Origin of the sequence: Stenotrophomonas sp. MMGLT7 (assembly GCF_021168555.1) — a bacterium.
Classification (GTDB): Bacteria; Pseudomonadota; Gammaproteobacteria; order Xanthomonadales; family Xanthomonadaceae; genus MMGLT7.
This window is the reverse complement of sequence record NZ_JAJOZS010000003.1, coordinates 214393-231008: the sequence shown is the minus strand read 5'-3', so window position 1 is coordinate 231008 and position 16616 is coordinate 214393. Positions and strand designations below refer to the sequence as shown.

The window sequence follows — 16616 nt, the reverse complement described above, 5'->3', positions numbered from 1 at the left end:
ACGTCCGGCGTCGCAGCCTCTGGTTTCCCTGTCCCTTGCGTTCCCCGGCGCCGGGGCGGATCTCCATGGCGGAGATCCGGCGCCCATCGTAGCCGCGGCGGGGAGGCGGCGCAAAACCCGCTTGGTATCAGCGGCCGTCGCCGCGATCAGGCATCGTCGCCGCGCAGCGCGGCGACCTGCTGCTCCAGCGCGGCGGCGCTGGCGCAGGCCCCGTCCAGCGGCGCCCCGGCGACCACCTCGACGCGGGCGCGGAAGCGCCGCGGCACGCGCATGCGGTGCAGCCGCGAGTCGCGCCGGCTCCACATGCTCGACCACATGCCGCGCAGCGCCATCGGCACCACCGGTACCGGCCGCCGCGCCAGGATCTTCTCCACGCCGGACTTGAACGGTGCGATCCGACCGTCGCGGGTCAGCGCGCCCTCGGGGAAGATGCACACCAGCTCGCCGGCGGCCAGCGCCGCGTCGACCTGGTCGAACGCGCGCTGCATCAGCGCCGGGTCCTCGCGCGCACCGGCGATCGGGATCGCCCGCGCGGTGCGGAAGATCCAGCGCATCACCGGGATGTCGAAGATCCGGTAGTACATGACGAAGCGCACCGGCCGCGGGATGCTGCCGGCCAGGATCAGCGCGTCCATGTAGCTGACGTGGTTGCACACCAGCAGCGCCGGGCCCTCGTCGGGCACGTGCCGTTCGATCCCGCGCACGCGCAGCCGGTACAGCGTGCTGACCAGCAGCCAGCTGAGGAAGCGCATCAGGAACTCGGGCACCAGGGTGAAGATCCACAGCGTCACCAGCGCGTTGGCGATGGCCAGCGCCAGGAACACCTGCGGGATGCTCCAGCCGAGCAGGCGCTGCACGGCGATGCCGATCATCGCCGCGGCGACGATGAACAGCGAGTTCTGGATGTTGAGCCCGGCGATCACCCGCGACAGCTCGGCCTTGGGCGTGCGACTCTGGATCAGCGCGAACAGCGGCACCACGAAGAACCCGGTGAACACGCCGATGCCGACCAGGTCGGCGATGATCCGCCAGCTGCCGGGCTGGCCGACGAACTGGCCGATCGACAGCCCGGCCAGCAGCGCCTGCCCCGGGCGGGCGAAGTACAGGTCGAGCATGAAGGCGCTGACGCCGAACGCGCCCAGCGGCACCAGCCCGATCTCCACGGTGCGCCCGGACAGCCGCTCGCACAGCAGCGAGCCGGCGCCGGTGCCGATGGAGAACAGCGCCAGCGCGAACACGTACAGCGCCTGGCGCCCGCCCAGGTTGACCTCGGCGTAGGTCGGCAGCTGCGCGGTGAGCACGGTGCCGATGAACCAGAACCACGACACCCCGAGGATGGCGTTGCGCACCGCCGGCGTGCGCCGGGTCAGGCGCATGATCGCCAGCGATTCCGGCACCGGGTTCCAGTTGACCTTCAGTTCCGGGGCGCCGGCATCCACCCGCGGCACCAGCCGCGCCACGACGTTGCCGGCCACCGCCAGCGCGATCACCGCGGTGGCGGCGACGACCGGGCCGTGGCTGCCGGCCAGCTGGAAGATCAGCCCGCCGAAGATCATGCCGAACAGGATCGAGATCGAGGTACCCATCTCGACCAGGCCGTTGCCGCCGGTCAGCTCCTCGGGCTTGAGCACCGAGGGCAGGATCGAGTACTTCACCGGGCCGAACAGGGTGGACTGCAGCCCGGTGCAGAACAGCGCCACCAGCAGCACCGGCATGTTCTGGGTGAGGAAGCCCACCGCCGCCAGCGACATGATCGCGATCTCCATGCTGGTGGTGATCACGATCAGCCGGTGCTTCTCCAGCTTCTCGGCGACCTGCCCGGCCAGTGCCGAGAACAGGAAGTAGGGCGCGATGAACAGCGCCGGCGCCAGGTTGGTGTAGAGCGTGCGCTCGGCATCGTCCACGCCCAGGTAGAACAGCAGGCCGATGATGGCCTGGCGGTAGACGTTGTCGTTGAACGCCCCCAGCGCCTGGACGGTGAAGAACGGCAGGAAGCGGCGCTGGCGCAGCAGGGCGAACTGGGAATGGCCGGACATGCAGGCTCCTTGGCGAAGCGCGCAGCCTAGCAAATGCGTGCCTTTGCCTGCCGTGACCCGGGAGCGCAACTGCTGGGCATTGCAGGGAACGCAGAGTCCCGTAGCCCGGGGCGTGCGGCGGCGGGCCGGGATGCCGTGGATAGTGGGCTCGCGACACGAGCCGATGGCGATCGCCGCATCGTCGAAGGGCCGAAGGCCCTCCGGAGGCCGGGCATGCCGGGCTCCCCGGCCCGGGCTCAGAAACGGCATAAGCACATGCATCCACGTTCTTGGACGCCGGCAGGGAGCAGTGGCAATAAATATTCCGTACGTTCGGTATGTAAATAGAGCCAAGAGCCCTCATGTCCGTGTCCGCCCGCCTCCACCTGCTGGCCCTGGCCGTCTCGAACGGCCTCGCCATGCCGTCCCTGGCCGCCGAAGATACGCGCACGGCGATCGATCTCGACCGCGTCAGCGTCACTGCGGCCCGGCATCCGCCGCTGGCCGGCGGTGCGCTGGGCAGCCACTCGATCCAGCGCACGCCGTTCTCTCTGCAGAGCATCGATGCCGATGACCTGGCAGAGCGCCAGGCCAACAGCATCGGTGCCGTGTTCGCGCTGGACGCGGCGGTCAAGCCGCTGGGCAATACCTATACGCTGCACAGTACCCGCATCGCCGTGCGCGGCCTGCCGCTGGACGAGACCAACGGCTACAAGGTCAACGGCCTGGCGACCTACAATTTCGGCAGCGAGCTGCCGCTGGAAGCGTTCGAGCAGGTGGACCTTCTCAAGGGCCTGTCCGGCTTCCTCTATGGATTCGGTGCACCTGGCGGAATCGTCAACTACGTGACCAAGAAGCCGACCGAGCAACGCCTGTTGAGTATCGATACCGGCTATCGCTCGGACGGAATCCTGAGCGAACACGTAGACCTGGGGGGACGTGCCGGCGCGGGCGGACGACTGGGCTACCGGTTCAATGCCACGCACGAGGAAGGCGGGCTGTACAACGGCGGCAGCATCAATCGCAACGCCGCCTCGGTCTCGCTGGACGCCCGCTTGGGCCCGGCCCTGACCTGGACACTGGACGCGGTCTACCAGGACCGCACCACGCGCGACGTGGTGCAGGGCTTCAGCACCGCCTACTACACCGGCACCGCGCTGCCGCCCCCGTTCGATCCGGGCAGGCGCCTGCAGGCCTCCGATGGCGCCGTAGTGGAAAGCCGCTACCGCCTGCTTGGTAGCGGCCTGCGCTGGGACCTGCGCGATGGCTGGAAGGCCAGCCTCGACGTCGGCCATAGCGAGAACACCCGCAACTTCGTCGCCGACTGGTTCTACCCGACCGATGCCGATTGGAACTACGACGTGTGGATGAACGACAGCAGGAGCTTCGGCAAGTTCGACCATGCCCAGGCCCTGGTCCAGGGCGTGTTCTCCACCGGTCCGGTACGCCACGAGATCGTCGCCGGTGGCGCCTGGCAGCGCGAGGCCCGCGATTTGAACGCCAACCAGGTCTGGACGCTGATCGGCAGCGGCAACCTGTACACGCCCACCGACCTGGGCTATGCCAGCAGCATGGTGCCGGCCATGTACCGGGGCGCGGAGTACACCCAGGGGGCACTGTTCCTGAGCGACACCCTAGCCTTCACACCGCATTGGTCGCTGCTGGCCGGGGCACGCCATACCGACTACCGGCAACAGTCGTTCGACAGGAGCGGCAGGGCCACCTCCACCTACAGGAAGTCGCCGCTGAGCCCCACCGTGGCGGTAATGTGGCATCCGCTGCCCAACACCACGGCCTACGCTAGTTATGTCGAGTCGCTCGAGCAGGGCGCGATGGTGGCCAGCACCTACGCCAATGCCAACGCGGTGCTGGAACCGCTCAAGAGCAGACAGTACGAACTGGGAATGAAGACGGACGGACGCGGTTGGCAGGCGGCGGTGGCGCTGTTCGATATCGAGCGCGGCGCGGCCTACGCCAACGCCCGCAACGTCTACGTGCAGGACGGAACGGTGCGCTACCGCGGCGTGGATGCGTCCTCGCAGTGGAACCTCGCCGGCCGGTGGAGCCTGGAGGGCAGCGTGACCTGGCTGCAGCGGGCGGCGTACGAACGTACGTCAGCGTCACTGTCGGGTAATCGCGCCGAGGGCGCGCCGCGGTTGCAGGCTGCCGTCCAGGTGGGCTATCGCATTGCGGCGTTGCCAGACCTGCGCTGGTATGCCAGTGCGCGCTACAGCGGCGAGGTGGCGATCGATGCCGCCAACAACTACGAACTTCCGGACTACACCGTGTTCAACGTGGGCGGTGCATGGCGCACGCAGCTGGGGCGCACACAGGTGACGTTGCGTGCGGCGATCGAGAACCTTGCCGATCGCCGCTACGTGCAATACGTGCAGTCGGCGTACTTCTACCCGGGCACGCCGCGCACACTGGCGGTCAACGCGCAGTTCGACCTCTGAGCACGCGATGGCGATCGCTCGCGCCACGCTGCGCCGCGACCTGGCCTACGCGGCCGCCTACGTCCCGTTCGCGGTCATGCACGCGCCGGCGTTCATGGTGCTGCCGGCGCTGTACGTGCAGCATGCCGGGTTGAGCCTGGTCGGGGTGGGGCTGACCCTGACCGTGCTGCGGGTGCTAGATGCGGCCATCGACCCCGTGGTCGGGCTGTTGTCGGACAATACCCGCTCGCGCCTGGGCCGCCGCAAGCCCTGGATCCTGCTCGGCGCGGTAGTCGGCGGGCTGGCGACGCTGGCGGCGTTCCAGCCCGGCCCGCAGACCGGCTATGCGTACTTCGCCATCGCCTACTTCTTCATGACTCTGGGCTGGACCTTCGCCGAGATTCCGCATCCGGCATGGATCAACGAGATCACCCGCGACGAGCGCGAGCGCCATCGCCTGGCCACCTGGCGTTACAACGCCGAGATGATGGGCACTGCGCTGTTCCCTGCGATCGCGCTGCTGCCGTTCTTCGCTACCAGCGAGATGACGCCGGAGGTGACGCGGATGGCTGCGTGGATGGTTGTGGCGCTGCTTCTGCTGACGCTGCCTCCGCTGCTGCGCTGGGTGCCTGATTCGCCAGTATCCGCTCGTCCGCGTGCGACCCGCGGCCGCATCGTGCGTGATGCCTGGCGCGCACTGGCCGGCAACCGCGCGTTGCGGTCGTACGCGCTGCTGTCGGCCACCACCTGGCTGTCGCAGGGCATGGTATCGGGGCTGTACTTCTTCTATCTCAACCAGTACCTGCACATCGGTGATCGCTACTCCTACGTCATGCTGGCGGTGTACGCGCTGCAGCTGCTGGGGGCATCGTGGTGGCTGCGGATGGGCACGCGGCTGGAGAAGCACAGGATCGTGGCCATCTGCACGCTGCTGACGGCGGCGACCAATGTCTCGATGTACCTGATCGCGCCTGGGCCGCACGCCTTCGCCGCCTTGTTGGTGGTGTTCTCTGTCGCCGCCATCGGCGTGGCCGGTGCGACTTCCGCGCAGGTGGCGATGCTGGCGGACGTGGTCGATTTCGGCCGCCTGCGTAGCCATGGTGAGCATGCTGGCAACTACTTCGCAGTGCGCTCGTTCCTCAACAAGTTCTGCCTTGCCGTCGGTGCCGGTGCCGGCTTCGTCATCGCCGGATGGTTCGGCTTCGATCCGAAGCGGGAGAGCAACGATACGGCGGCATTGCAGGGCTTTTTCGTCGCCATCGTCTGGATTCCCTGTGCGCTGAACCTGCTTTCGGCCTGGATGGCGTGGAGGTTCCCGCTGGGGCGCCACCAGGTCGGGTTGATCCAGGCGCGACTGTCGCGACGATCGAACGGTGCGGGCGCCGACCGGCCGGGTGCGGACGCTGCCGCCCTCCGGCAATGCGAACCGGGTGGCGCCTGCCCGTGAGCATGCCATGCCCGACATGGCATGAGGATGGATCGGAAGCCGCGCTGGCGTGGGAGGATGATGGTGTACGCTTCGAGCGCTTCCTCGTCTCCCCGCTCGGCGAACCGGCAGGGCAGGTGGCGCCGATGGCCAACTACCGGTGGTATCTGTTCGCGGTGCTCGCTACGCCGCACCGGCGTGGCATTCCAAGTCGAGTTGCAGGAGCCCCCGCATGAAGCGATCAGATGCCGTGCCGCGGCAGACCCAGGCCGAGCGCAGCGAGAAGACGCGCAACCGGTTGTTGCTGGCGACGCTGGAATGCCTGGGCGAGTTAGGCTTTGCCGGCACCACGGTCAGCAGCATCTGCGCCCGTTCGAGGCTGTCGCGCGGGGCGCTGCTGCATCACTTTCCCAGCAAGAACGCGCTGATCGTCGATGCGTTCATGCACCGACAACGGCTGCGCCTGGACGAGCTGCAGCAGGCTGTCTCCGTTCATGGCGCGCGGCAGCGCAGCGTGCGCGAGGAGATCGATGCCACGCGCTCGCGCATGAGCGCTGATTTCTCGGTGTCGCAGGAATTCTTCAACGCCCTGCGCACCGATGCCACGCTGCAGGCCGAGTTCGCCGAGTTCTGTGCGCGGCAAGGGCAGGTCATCGCCGGACGTTACGTGATGCTGAACTCCGAACTCGATCATGTCCCGGCGCCGCTCGCCACGCGTTACGTGATCGGATGCTTCGTTCGCGGGTTGTGCCTGGAGGCGCTGGCCAGCGATGCGGCGACCGTGGAAAGCGCCTACGAGCAGTTCGTGGCGATCATGCAATGCTTCCACGACGTTACTGCCACGGACTTGCCCGCCGGCTCTTCGCCCCCGGCCTCGTCGCGATGAATGCATGAAAGCCGGATTCAATGCTTCCGCGACGATGCCGCAGGGCGGTTGCCGGTTCATTCGTGCCGTCCGCGGCCTGGAGCTGCGCCTCCCGCAGCACTGGAATCCGGCTTCGCTAGCGTATGCAGGCGAGGAATACTTGGCTACTTGGCCGCCTGCTTCGACCCGGACGTATGCAGATGACGGGGCGAACGGGGGCAGCGGCCGCCCGCTGCCATCGGTTCCCATCGGGATGCGTCCGCGCCCGTCGTCCCGAACGGCGGCTGCTGCCATGGCGACAGCCGCCGTCCCGCGGCTACTTGAGGTCGTCCAGGTTGTACTCCGACCCGGTCCCGTCCTTCAGGACGGATTTGTCCAGGGATCCCCCTTCGTGCAGGTGGTAGATCGACTCGCGGCCCGGCAGCGAGGGATGCATGTTCGGATCGGAGAACAGGTTGACCAGCCCGGGGGGCAGCCTGGACTTCTTCACCTGTTCCGGCGAGATTTCCCTGACGATGTCCTGGCCGCGACCTTCGGATAGCTTGCTGCCGAACTCGGGGTCGATCAGCGTGGCGCGCCCGACGGCGACCAGGTCGGCATGGCCGAGCGCATCTCGGGCGCTTTCTTCGCTCATCACGTTGCCCACGACGATCAGCTTGGTCTGCTCCGGAAGCACGGCGCCGAACAGTTCGCCGAAGCTCCTGTCCGAACCCTTGGGCCTTGCGTCGTACTGCGGCAGGGACACGTGGATGTAGTCGAAGTCGAAGGTCGCGGTGAGGGTCTGGATCAGTTTCAGCGAGTCGTCGCAGGAGTACCCGACATGGTCCCCGTGCACCTCTTCCGGACTGATCCGGTAGCCGATGATGAAGTCGTCGGGGGCGTGCTCGGCGATGACGTCGAACACCTTGCGCATGACCTCGACGATGAAGCGCATGCGGCGATCCGCCGAGCCGCCCCAGCGGTCGTCGCGGCGGTTGGACCAGGCGGAGAAGAACTGCTGCAGCAGGTAATGGTTCGCGCCGTGGATCTCGACCCCGTCGAAGCCGCAATCTATCGCGCGCCGGGTGGCCGTTCCGAAGTCCTGGATGATCCGTTCGATGTCTTCGTCGGCCAGTGCTTCCACCTCATAGTCGAGGAAGCCGAAATCGAACGCGCTGGGCGCGTAGACCGTGTGCCCCTGCCGGGCGCGGAAGTTCGACTCGCGGCCGGCGTGCGCCAACTGCACCAGCGCCTTGTTTCCGTCCTTCTTCAGCGCCCGGGCGATCTTCGCCAGCCCTTCCATGTGGCCGTCGGTATAGATGCCGAGCTGCTGGCGGTCATCGGCCCAGCTGCGGGAGGGGCCACCGGCGAAACTGACATAGCAGTACTCGACGATGACGATGCCTGCGGATCGGGAGCGCGCAGCGTAGTAGTCGATGGTGTCCTGGGTGACGAAGCCGTCGCCCTCCCCGCTGTTGGTGAGCATGGGCGCTTGCACGATCCGGTTGTTGGACGTCGCGCCATGACGGAACGTGATCCTGTCGGTCAGTTGCTTGTTCATGTCGAAACCCTGCCTGTGTCTGTCTGCTCTGAATTTCAGGGAAAGTGACGGGGCGATTCCCGACGTCGGTCGGCGGGCTCGTCGCCGGCGGCCGGCGCCGGGCGCGCAGCGCGTCTGTGGCGTCCGCGCCGAAGGACGGCGCGAAGGAGGCGGCGGTGCCGGGCACGCGCAGCGCGATGTCGACGGTAACCGGGCATTGCCGAAACTCCGTTGCTTGAACGTGGGGCGCGCGGGCATCCTGGTTGCGCTGCCATTCAATGCCTGTGCGCGAGCGGCGTCATTGACCGGGTTCATTGACGCGCGGAGGCTTCGGTGCGCACTCGAACGCCGGACGAGCCGTGTCTCGGCGAATGGCCGGAAGCGGCAGCCGCGCCGCGGTGCGAACGCGGGCTGCCCGTCCCGCGACGAACGGTTCCGGTCTCAGCGCTGCGGTTCGCGCGGGCGCAGCCACATCGCGGCGACCAGCGCCAGGCCGGCCAGCGCGGCGAGGCTGCCGACCAGGAACACCCAGGCGTGGCCGAAGCGGTCGGCGATCACCCCGGCCAGCGGGCCGGTGGCGCCGTAGGCCAGGTCCTGGAAGGCGGCGAACCCGCCCATCGCGGTGCCGCGCAGGTACGGCGGCACGCGCCTGACCGCCACCAGCCCCATCGCCGGAAACACCATCGAGCAGCCGGCGCCGCTGAGCAGTGCGCCGGCGAAGGCCAGCGCCGGCGACGGCGCCAGCCACAGCAGCGCCTGGCCGACCGCCTCGACCGCCAGCGATATCGCGCCGACCGGCAGCCCGCCGATCCGGTCGGGCAGGCTGCCGAACAGCAACCGCACCAGCACGAAGCCCAGGCCGAAGCAGCTCAGCCCGTAGCCGGCGCCCTGCCATCCCATCGCGATGAAGTACAGCGGGAAGAACGCGCCCAGCGCGGCGAAGCCGATGCCCTGCAGGAACACCACCGCGCCGGGTTCCCAGATGCGTCCGAGCACCTGCCGGAACGACGGCCGCGCCCCTTGCCGGGCCGGCGGCTCGCCGGGCGTGCGCGCCAGCATCGCCGCGCCGGCCACCGGCAACGCCGCGCACACCGCCATCAGGCCGGCGAAGCCCAGCCGCTCGAGCAGCCACAAGCCCAGCGGCCCGCCCAGCGCGAAGGCGCCGTACATGCCCATGCCCACCAGCGCCATCACCTTGCCCGAGCGCGCCGGCCCCATCAGCGTCATGCCCCAGGCGAGCATGCCCAACAGGGTCAGGCTTTCGCCCAGCCCCAGCAGCAGGCGGCCGGCCAGCAGGACCAGGTAGGACGCCTCGCGCGGCAGCACGGTGGCCGCCGAGGCCAGGCAGCACAGCGAGGCGGCCAGGTAGAAGGCCAGGCCGAGGTACAGGCAGGGGCGGCCGCCGCGCTCGTCGGCCAGGCGCCCCGCCCAGCCGCGGCTGAGGATGGTGGCCAGGAACGCGATGCCCACCGCCAGCCCGGAGGCGGTATTGCCCATGCCGAGCGTGTGCGAGACCCGCACCGCCACCGCGGGCATCGCCATGGCCACGGTCAGGTAGACGAGAAACAGCACCAGCGTCATCCACGACAGCCGGCGCGAGGGAATGTCCTGGGATAAAGCCGTCATCGTCGCTCCTCGCGCAAAATGAGCGATGCCGGAGCCGGGGCGGATGCGCATCGTCGAACCCGAGCACGCACCACCGCCGGTCATCGGGACCGCCGGGGATGCGTTGGTTGACGTGAACGCTTACGGCGAAGGCCCGAATCCGTGCGGCCGATCGCGGGGCGCAGTATAGCCGCGCCCTGCGCGTGGCGCGGCCGCTGCCGGCGCCAGCGCTCGCGCGGGATTCATCGGATGCGGGCAGGCGGCGGGCACGGGCGCTCGGCCGGGGTGCAGGCTGCCGCCGGCGGCAATCCCTGGCCGGGGACGGCCGTACGCCCGCCAGCGCCGCCGGCAGCACGCGCGGAGACGACCGCGGCGCGGTACCGATGCGGCGACCGCGCCGCGTCCAGCGGCTGCGCCGCGGGTCGCCCGCCCGGTACTCGATGCGGATCAGGTGCAGGCATGCACGGGCGGCCAGGAGATCCTGTCTCAGCCGCGCGCGCTGGCGCCGGCATGCTCGCGCAGCAGCGCGATGAAGGCGCGCGCGGCGGGCGTGGGGTCGGGGCCCCATATCGCGTAGGTGAGGAAGCGGAAGCGCTGCTTCAGCGCGATCACCGCCACGTCGGCCATCGCCGCGGCCATGCTGTCCGGGACGATGGCCACGCCCAGGTTCTCGGCCACCAGCTGGCGTAGCAGTTCGGCATGGGTGACCTCGTACTGCAGCCGCTGGCGCAGGCCGGCCCGGGCGAAGGCGGCATCGGTGATGCCGCGTACCCCGGAGCCGGCGCTCAGGCTGGCCATCGGCGCATCGTCCAGCTCGGCCAGCGCCACCCGCCGGCGCGCGGCCAGCGGGTGGCGCGCCGACACCACCAGCGACAGGCCCTCCTCGTGCAGCAGCAGGCGCTGCTCGGGCAGGGCCTGCTGCGGCCCGACCCCGACCAGGGCGGCGTGCAGGCGGCCCTCGGCCACGTCCTGCAGCATCACCTCGCTCATGCCGGTGCGCAGGTGCACGTCCACGTGCGGGTGGGCCTGGTGGAAGCGCGCCAGCAGCGCCGGCACGTGGACCTTGTTGAGCGAGGAGATTTGGCCCAGGTTGATGCGTCCGCGCACGTTGCCCAGCGCCAGGGCCATCTCGTCGTGCAGCCGCTGCGCCGCGGCCAGGGTCTGGCGGGCGTTGTGCAGGAACACCTCGCCGGCGGCGGTCGGCCGCACGCGCCGCGCGCCGCGCACGAACAGGCGCGCGCCCAGTTCCTGCTCGACCCGGGCGATCTGGTGGCTCAGCGCCGACTGCACGGTGTTGCAGCGCTGGGCAGCCGCGGTGAAGCCGCCTTCCTCGGCCACGGCCACGGCGAATTCGAGCTGGCGCAGGCTGATCATGCGATCTCGATACGAGATGGATGGGGTGAAAACAATACATTTGTCGGATCGAAACGGCACGCCCAGACTTGCCGCACTTTTCGACGGACTTTCGATTTCATGGACTCTTCCTCCGGTTCCTCGCCGCGACTCGGCCAGGGCCTGGTGCTGCTGATGGCGGCCGCCTGCGGCCTGGCCGTGGCCGGCAACTACTATGCGCAGCCGCTGCTGCAGATCCTGGCCGACGAGTTCGGGCTGGGCGCGCGGCAGGCCGGCGCGGTGGTCACCACCGCGCAGCTCGCCTATGCCGCCGGCCTGCTGCTGCTGGTGCCGCTGGGCGACCGCCTGGAGCGGCGCACGCTGATCGTGGCGCTGTACGTGCTCAGCGCCGCCGGCCTGCTGGTCTGTGCCCTGTCCAGCGGCTTCGCGCTGTTCCTGGCGGGCACCCTGCTGGCCGGGCTGTGCTCGGTGGGGGCGCAGCTGCTGGTGCCGTTCGCCGCCACCCTGGCCGCGCCGGAACAGCGCGGCCGCGTCATCGGCACGGTGATGAGCGGGCTGCTGCTGGGCATCCTGCTGGCGCGCACCGCCGCCGGCCTGCTCGCCGGCATCGGCGGCTGGCACACGATCTACTGGGTGGCCGCGGCGCTGATGCTGGCGGTGGCCGGCCTGCTGTGGCGAGCGCTGCCGCGCCATCCCGGCAATCCGGCACTGCGCTACGGCGCGCTGATCGTCTCGGTGGCATCGCTGCTGCGCGAGCAGCCGCAGTTGCGCTCGCGGGCGATCCTGGGCGGGCTGACCTTCGCCGGCTTCAGCGTGTTCTGGACCACGCTGGCGTTCCTGCTGTCCGGCCCCGGCTACGGCTACGGCACCCGCGAGATCGGCCTGTTCGGCCTGATCGGCGCCGCCGGCGCGCTGGCCGCCAGCGTGTCGGGCAAGCTGGTCGACCGTGGCCGCGGCGGCTGGGTGACCTGGGGCGGGGCGGCGATGCTGCTGGCGTCGTGGCTGGCGCTGCTGGCCGGGGCGCACTCGCTGGCGGCGCTGATCGTCGGCGTGCTGCTGCTGGACGTGGCGGTGCAGGCGGTGCACATCGCCAACCAGGGAGTGATCTACCGCCTGGATGCCGCCGCCCGCAACCGCATCACCTCGGCCTACATGACCTGCTACTTCATCGGCGGTGCGCTGGGCTCGTGGCTGGGCGGGGCGGCCTTCGCCATCGCCGGCTGGAACGGCGTGGCCGCCGCCGGCGCGCTGCTGGCGGTGGCCACGCTGGCCTGCTGCGGCCTCACCGGGAAGCAGCGGCAGCGGCGACGGGAAGGCGTGCAGGCGCGGGCCTGAAGCGGATCTCGCTTCGGGCGTAGTCGATCACCGCGCCGTGGCGGTCGAGGAAATCGCTGCCAGCACCATGGAGAGACTCCAGCGTCGTCCGCTTCAGCGCGGAAACCGCGTGGACGGGTCCATGATCGCGGGCGTGACGCCGTCGCCAGCGGCGGCACCGACGCATCGGGCGTCGCCGCCATGCCAACGGCGGCGCATCGACGAACTGCGGCAGGCGGCGACCGGCCTCGCCCAGGGCGGGCGTTGCTCGATCCGCGGCGGCAGGCGCCGCCGCCGGTCAGAACGCCACGCTGGTTCTCAGTCCGAGCACCAGGGCGTTATGCCGCTCGCCGGCACCGCCGGGATCGGCGACGTACTGCAGGCTCGGCTGCACGCGGATCGAGGCCAGCGGCGACCAGGCGTAGAACACCTCGACCACCTTCTCGTAGCCGCCGGCCGGCACCAGCGGTTCGCTGCCCGGGTGGGCGGCATTCCAGGCACGGGCGTGGCGGGCGTAGAGGCTGCTCGATTCGGTGGCGCCGAAGGCGATGCCGGCCGAATCGCGCGGGCGATCGAAGATCCCCTGGTAGATCAAGCCGACGGCGAGCTGGCCGTCGAAGCGGGCGGTGGCGCGGTCGGCCTTGGTCAGGTTGAAGAACAGCTGCGGCCCCTTGCCGTCGGCCTCGCCGGCAAGCTGCTGGACGATGGACAGATAGCCGCCATAGCTGTTGTTGCGCTGCAGCGGCTCGCCGCCGGCGCCGGCCAGCGGCAGGCGCTCGCTGTTCAGGTAAAGGTCCGGGCCGCCGCCGGTGTTGATCCAGGCGCCCAGCTTGTAGGTGCCGGGCAGTCCGCGCGGCCGCGGCATCCAGCCGAACTCGACCGGGACCAGGGCGCCCTCGGTACCACCGGGATTGTCGAGCTTCCAGCCGTTGCGGCGCGCCCAGCGATCGTCGGTGTAGCGCGAGTTGACCTGGTAGACGCCGAGCTGGAGATAGGTCCGGTCGCCGGTCGCCAGCCGCGCGCGCAGGCCCCAGGGCGCGATCGGCCAGTTCAGCCAGTAGCGGCCCTCGATGTTGCCCGGCGGCGCGCCGCAGAAGGTGAGGTTCTGGAAGGCGCAGCCGTCGTAGCCGAAATCCGCGCCTACCGGCGACTTGCCGATGCGCAGCGCCAGCCGGCCGTCCCACAGCTCCTGGTCGAGCGAGAACCGGGTCAGCCACCAGGTCTGGCCGCGGCCGTAGATCTCCTGCAGGAGCTGGCTGGCGCCGATGCCGGCGTCGGCGCCGAGGTTCTCGCCGTAGCGCTTGCTGACGGTGGCCTGGAAGCTGGCGCCGCGCCAGTTCCACAGCCTTTCCAGGTCCAGGGTGGTGCCGAGCACGAACTGCCCGGCCGAGCGGGTCAGGTGGCGTTCGCCGCCACTGGCGTTGTGCGCGGCCTCGTTGGTCCAGCCGAGCTGGAAGGCGATGCCGTCCTGCTCCAGCCGCGTGCGGGTGCCGCCCCAGTCCCCGCTCAGGACGGGCGAGTCCGCGTCGGCGGCGTGGACGGGGATCGGCAGGCCGCCGATGGCCAGGGCCAGGGCGATGCCGAGGATGGGCGTCGTGCCGGTGCTCATGGGAATCCTCCGACCGGCGCCGTCCCGGGAAGGGCGGCGCCGGGGTTGCGCGGGCGTCGCGCGCCTCAGGCGTACAGCGCGGGCTTGTCGGGAATGACGATGTCCACCTTTCGCCGCTCGTGCAGGCTGGTCACGGCGGCTTCGCCTGCGATCGAGGCGACGTAGCCGTCCCAGGCCGACGGCCCGGCCAGCGGCGTCTTGTCCACGGTGGCGTGGATGAAGGCGAGGAACTCGCTGTTGTAGGCGTCGACGAAGCGAGAGGTCCAGCTGGGGTCGATGGCGTGGTAGATCCTGCCGTCCAGGCGCACCTCCGGGGTGGCCACGTCGGGCAGGCTGGCGATCCCGCGCTCGCCGACCAGGCGGCACTGGATGTCGTAGCCGTACTGGCAGTTGATGTTGATCTCCACGGTGATCAGCGCGCCGCTCGCCAGTTCGATGATGGCCAGCTGCGGCTCGTCCAGGTCGGGCGCGGGATTGAGCGAGTTGCGCCTGCCGAGCTTCATCTCGATGCTGGCGTAGTTCTCGCCGAACAGCCAGTGCATCACGTCGATCTCGTGGATGAAGGTGTCGAGTATGACGTCGTCGGTGCGGTAGTAGGACGTGGCCGGGGCCGCGTTGTAGTGCCGGCAGTTGGCCAGCAGCAGCGCGCCGATCTGGCCGGAATCGGCGATCGCCTTGAGCTGCAGGTAGCCGCGGTCGAAGCGGCGGTTGAAGCCCACCTGCACGAACCGGCGCCCGACGGCCAGTTCGGCCTCCACCACCTGCCGGCTTTCGGCCGCCGAGGTGGTGAGGGGTTTCTCGGTCAGCACGTTCTTGCCGATCTTGATCGCGTGCAGCAGCGGCGCCAGGTGGACGTCGTTCTTCGAGCACACGACCAGCGCATCGATCTTCGGCGAATCGATCATCGCTTCGGCGCTGGCAAATATCTCCGCGTCCAGGCCGAAGTCGGCGACCGCCTTGCGGCAGGCTTCCGGCACCACGTCGAACACGCCGGCGACGCGGCCGCCGGCCACGGTGGTGGTGAGACGCTCGACGTGGTCGCGGCCGATGGAACCGCAGCCGATGACTCCGAGGTTCAACATGATCTGTTCTCCTTCATTTCTTCGATGATGGGAAAAGCGCGGGGCCGCTCAACTCTTGGTGAAACCGACCAGGATGCCGCCGATGGCGACCAGCGCCAGGCCGCCCAGCACGTAGCCGAGCTCCTTGCGGGTCTTGCGCTCTTTCAGGATCAGGATGCCGCCGAGCGTGGCGACGATGACGTTCATCTGCGACAGCGTCCAGCCCACCGCCACGCCGTTGCGCTCGATCGAGATCAGTATGGTGAAGTTGGCGATCGCGAAGCAGGCGCCGGTGGCCAGGTTCTGCCAGGTCTTGCGGCCCAGCACGCCGACCTCGCGGTCGAACACCTCCTCCCGGGAGGACATGAACACGCTGATGATCAGGGTGGACAGCGTCATCACCACCGCCTGCGGCAGCAGCAGGTCGTAGCTGCTGACGCGGAAGAAGCGCCCGGCCGTGGCGTAGGCGACGAATGCCGCCGAGGACAGCAGCAGTATGATCAGCCCAAGCTTGATGTTGGAGCCGGCGGCGACATCGGACTTGTCCTCGCGGTAGGTGGTCATCCACACGCCGACGACCAGCAGCACCAGGGCGGCGATGCCGAGGCCGTACTGGTACCCCTGCGTCCACTCGTGGAAGAAGAACGCGCCGATCACGGTGGCGCCCAGCAACTGGGTGCCGGTGGAGATCGGCATCGCGCGCGAGACGCCGATCAGTTCGAACGACTTTATCTGCAGGATCTGGCCGATCGACCAGGGAATGCCGTTGACCAGCGCGGCCATGAGCACGGTGGTGGTGAGCGGGCCGCTGGCGTCCGGACGCAGGAGCAGGACCGCTATCGCGAAGATGAGAGTGGCCAGCACCATGCCCATCGTCTTGTTGGCGGTGCGCCCGCCGATCTTCTGCATCACGATGCCCTGCGAACCCCAGCCGAGCGCAGGAATGAGACCGATCAGTATGTTGAGGATACTGGCCATTGGCGAAGCTCCGTTACTAGTCGAGTAAAACGGGGGCGCGGGTATATCTGGCCTACGCTGCCATTGGATGCCTATGCGCAGCGGACGTCCTTGACGGTATTCATTGACGTGATGGTTTCTTGGGAAAATAATTCGGGTTTTTAAAATATGCGCCGCCTGCGTCCGTCTGGCACAGGAAAGTACCGGTAATTGAGCCGGACGGTTGGTTTTCCAGGTTGTTTTCGCTGCCCCATTTGCCGCAATCCAGAACGCACCGATGACGGGAGTGAATACCGATTTTCCGGATTATGGTTCGGCGTACAGGGGTCGATTCTTCGGGGTTTTACCGCGTACGGAGGACTACGCGGGTGTGCTCCGGCGTCGCCCGTGAACCGTCGTGTGCGGAGCGGCGCGTACGTGGTCGGGACGGAGCGTAGCTGCCGGCTCGTTCGATCAC

At 69.0% G+C, this 16616-nt stretch carries 11 protein-coding genes; 4 read left to right on the top strand and 7 right to left on the bottom strand.

All coding sequences use genetic code 11. The features are described from left to right. Window positions 1–146 precede the first annotated feature (146 nt). Window positions 147–2036, bottom strand: a complete 1890-nt coding sequence (locus LRX76_RS05715; protein WP_231802978.1) for an MFS transporter — start codon at window positions 2034–2036, stop codon at window positions 147–149. A 347-nt stretch (window positions 2037–2383) separates the two neighbouring features. On the opposite strand from LRX76_RS05715, the gene LRX76_RS05710 reads away from it, so the two are divergent. From LRX76_RS05710 to LRX76_RS05700, 3 genes are all read left to right on the top strand, one after another. After that, complete coding sequence (locus tag LRX76_RS05710) at window positions 2384–4471, top strand: TonB-dependent receptor (RefSeq protein ID WP_231802976.1); 2088 nt, start codon at window positions 2384–2386, stop codon at window positions 4469–4471. Between the two features lie 7 nt (window positions 4472–4478). Further along, complete coding sequence (locus LRX76_RS05705; protein ID WP_231802974.1) at window positions 4479–5897, top strand: MFS transporter; 1419 nt, start codon at window positions 4479–4481, stop codon at window positions 5895–5897. Window positions 5898–6108: 211 nt separating this feature from the next. Beyond that, the gene (locus LRX76_RS05700) at window positions 6109–6762 is read left to right on the top strand and encodes a TetR/AcrR family transcriptional regulator (RefSeq protein ID WP_231802972.1); all 654 of its coding nucleotides are present in this window, start codon (window positions 6109–6111) and stop codon (window positions 6760–6762) included. Window positions 6763–7057: 295 nt separating this feature from the next. Here the strand turns inward: LRX76_RS05700 and LRX76_RS05695 are convergent, their stop codons facing one another. The 3 genes from LRX76_RS05695 to LRX76_RS05685 form a co-directional block, all read right to left on the bottom strand. Beyond that, window positions 7058–8575 (bottom strand): hypothetical protein, encoded by a 1518-nt coding sequence (locus LRX76_RS05695; RefSeq protein ID WP_231802970.1) that lies wholly within the window; start codon window positions 8573–8575, stop codon window positions 7058–7060. A gap of 126 nt (window positions 8576–8701) precedes the next feature. Continuing rightward, entirely contained in the window at window positions 8702–9886 is a 1185-nt protein-coding gene (locus LRX76_RS05690) for an MFS transporter (RefSeq protein ID WP_231802968.1), read from the bottom strand. Window positions 9887–10351: 465 nt separating this feature from the next. Continuing rightward, entirely contained in the window at window positions 10352–11239 is an 888-nt protein-coding gene (locus LRX76_RS05685) for a LysR family transcriptional regulator (protein ID WP_231802966.1), read from the bottom strand. Window positions 11240–11338: 99 nt separating this feature from the next. On the opposite strand from LRX76_RS05685, the gene LRX76_RS05680 reads away from it, so the two are divergent. After that, a complete protein-coding gene (locus tag LRX76_RS05680) occupies window positions 11339–12553 on the top strand; it encodes an MFS transporter (RefSeq protein ID WP_231802964.1) in 1215 nt (404 codons plus the stop codon). Between the two features lie 277 nt (window positions 12554–12830). On the opposite strand, the gene LRX76_RS05675 is transcribed toward LRX76_RS05680, so the two are convergent. The 3 genes from LRX76_RS05675 to LRX76_RS05665 form a co-directional block, all read right to left on the bottom strand. After that, window positions 12831–14141 (bottom strand): carbohydrate porin, encoded by a 1311-nt coding sequence (locus LRX76_RS05675; RefSeq protein ID WP_231802962.1) that lies wholly within the window; start codon window positions 14139–14141, stop codon window positions 12831–12833. Between the two features lie 65 nt (window positions 14142–14206). After that, window positions 14207–15223 carry a Gfo/Idh/MocA family oxidoreductase gene (locus tag LRX76_RS05670; protein ID WP_231802960.1) on the bottom strand — a complete coding sequence of 339 codons (1017 nt, stop codon included), beginning with the start codon at window positions 15221–15223 and terminating at the stop codon, window positions 14207–14209. Between the two features lie 48 nt (window positions 15224–15271). Further along, window positions 15272–16180, bottom strand: a complete 909-nt coding sequence (locus LRX76_RS05665) for a GRP family sugar transporter (protein ID WP_231802958.1) — start codon at window positions 16178–16180, stop codon at window positions 15272–15274. Window positions 16181–16616: the final 436 nt, after the last annotated feature.